The sequence below is a fragment of the Rubritalea tangerina genome, assembly GCF_042683245.1.
Taxonomy (GTDB): Bacteria; Verrucomicrobiota; Verrucomicrobiia; order Verrucomicrobiales; family Akkermansiaceae; genus Rubritalea; species Rubritalea tangerina.
Genome location: NZ_JBHUJB010000091.1, coordinates 1 through 1766, shown reverse-complemented (window position 1 = coordinate 1766; position 1766 = coordinate 1). Strand labels below are relative to the sequence as shown.

The 1766-nt window shown below is 52.3% G+C and carries 1 rRNA gene; it reads left to right on the top strand.

What is annotated here, in order from left to right:
• Positions 1–1766 (top strand): 23S ribosomal RNA (locus ACFSW8_RS17770); the annotation flags it as partial.

The window sequence follows — 1766 nt, the reverse complement described above, 5'->3', positions numbered from 1 at the left end:
CCAGCAGCTAAGGTGCCTAAACTATACTAAGTGGAAAGGAGGTGGGATTTCATAGACAGTGAGGATGTTGGCTTAGAAGCAGCCACCATTTAAAAAGTGCGTAATAGCTTACTCATCGAGAGATCCTGCGCCGAAAATGATTGGCGATAAGTATAGTACCGAAGCTCTGGATGTCCGGTTCCTACGGGGACCGGGCGTGGTAGAGGAGCATTCTATAGAGGTTGAAGGGGAATGGCGACTGAACCTGGACACTATAGAAGAGAGTATGCAGACATGAGTAACGATAAGAGCGGTGAGATCCCGCTCCGCCGTAAACCCGAGGTTTCCTGGGCAACGTTTTTCGTCCCAGGGTTAGTCGGGACCTAAGCCGAGGCCGAAGGGCGTAGGCGATGGAAAGCAGGTTAATATTCCTGCACGTGCAAAGGGAAGGGGACGCATGATAGAAAGTAACTAGGTTATTGAATTCCGAGATGAGACTACGGTCGATTCGCATTACTGGACGTTGTGCCAAGAAAAGCCAACCCGATTAAACGCACCCCGTACCGCAAACCGACACAGGTGGGTGGGTAGAGTATACCAAGGCGCAAGAGTGAAACCTAGTCAAGGAACTCGGCAAAATGGCTCCGTAACTTCGGGATAAGGAGTGCCCCCTTCTGGGGGGCCGCAGTGAAATGGCCCAACCGACTGTTTAGCAAAAACACAGCATTGTGCTAAGACGAAAGTCGACGTATACGATGTGACACGTGACCAATGCCAAAAGATTACGGTAAGGTGTTAGCCCCATATTTATATGGCGGCGAAGCTCCGAGCCCAAGTCCTGGTGAATGTCGGCCGTAACTATAACGGTCCTAAGGTAGCGAAATTCCTTGTCGGGTAAGTTCCGACCTGCACGAATCGTGCAACGAGTTGGGCGCTGTCTCGACTAGGTGCTCAGTGAAATTGTAACGCCGGTGAAGATGCCGGCTACCCGCAGAAGGACGGAAAGACCCTATGGACCTTAACTGTAAGCTGTTAGTGTTCATTCGATCTTAATGCTCAGCATAAGTGGGAGACGTTGAAAGCGGCCTTTAGGGGTCGTTGGAGTCATCAGTGAGATACCACCCTTTAATTTTGGATGATCTAACCTCGAGCCTTGAATCAGGCCGGGGGACCCTGGCAGCCGGTCAGTTTTACTGGGGCGGTATCCTCCTAAAGAGTAACGGAGGAGCGCGAAGGTTGGCTCAGCGCAGTTGGCAACTGCGTGTTGAGTGCAAAGGCATAAGCCAGCCTAACTGTGAGACCTACAAGTCGAGCAGATACGAAAGTAGGCCTTAGTGATCCGGCGGTAGAAAGTGGAATTGCCGTCGCTCAACGGATAAAAGGTACCCTAGGGATAACAGGCTGATCGCGCCCAAGAGTTCATATCGACGGCGCGGTTTGGCACCTCGATGTCGGCTCGTCGCATCCTGGGGCTGGAGAAGGTCCCAAGGGTCCGGCTGTTCGCCGGTTAAAGCGGCACGCGAGCTGGGTTCAGAACGTCGCGAGACAGTTCGGTCCTCTATCCTCTGTGGGCGTAGGAAAATTGTGGGGTTCAAACTCTAGTACGAGAGGACCGAGTTTGACGCACCTCTGGTGTTCCTGTTGTTCTGTCAAGAGCATCGCAGGGTAGCTAAGTGCGGTCGAGATAAGCGCTGAAAGCATCTAAGCGCCAAGCTTCTCCCGAGATTAATTTTCCCTGAAGGATCGTGGAAGACCACCACGTTGATAGGTTGGGGGTGTAAGTGCAG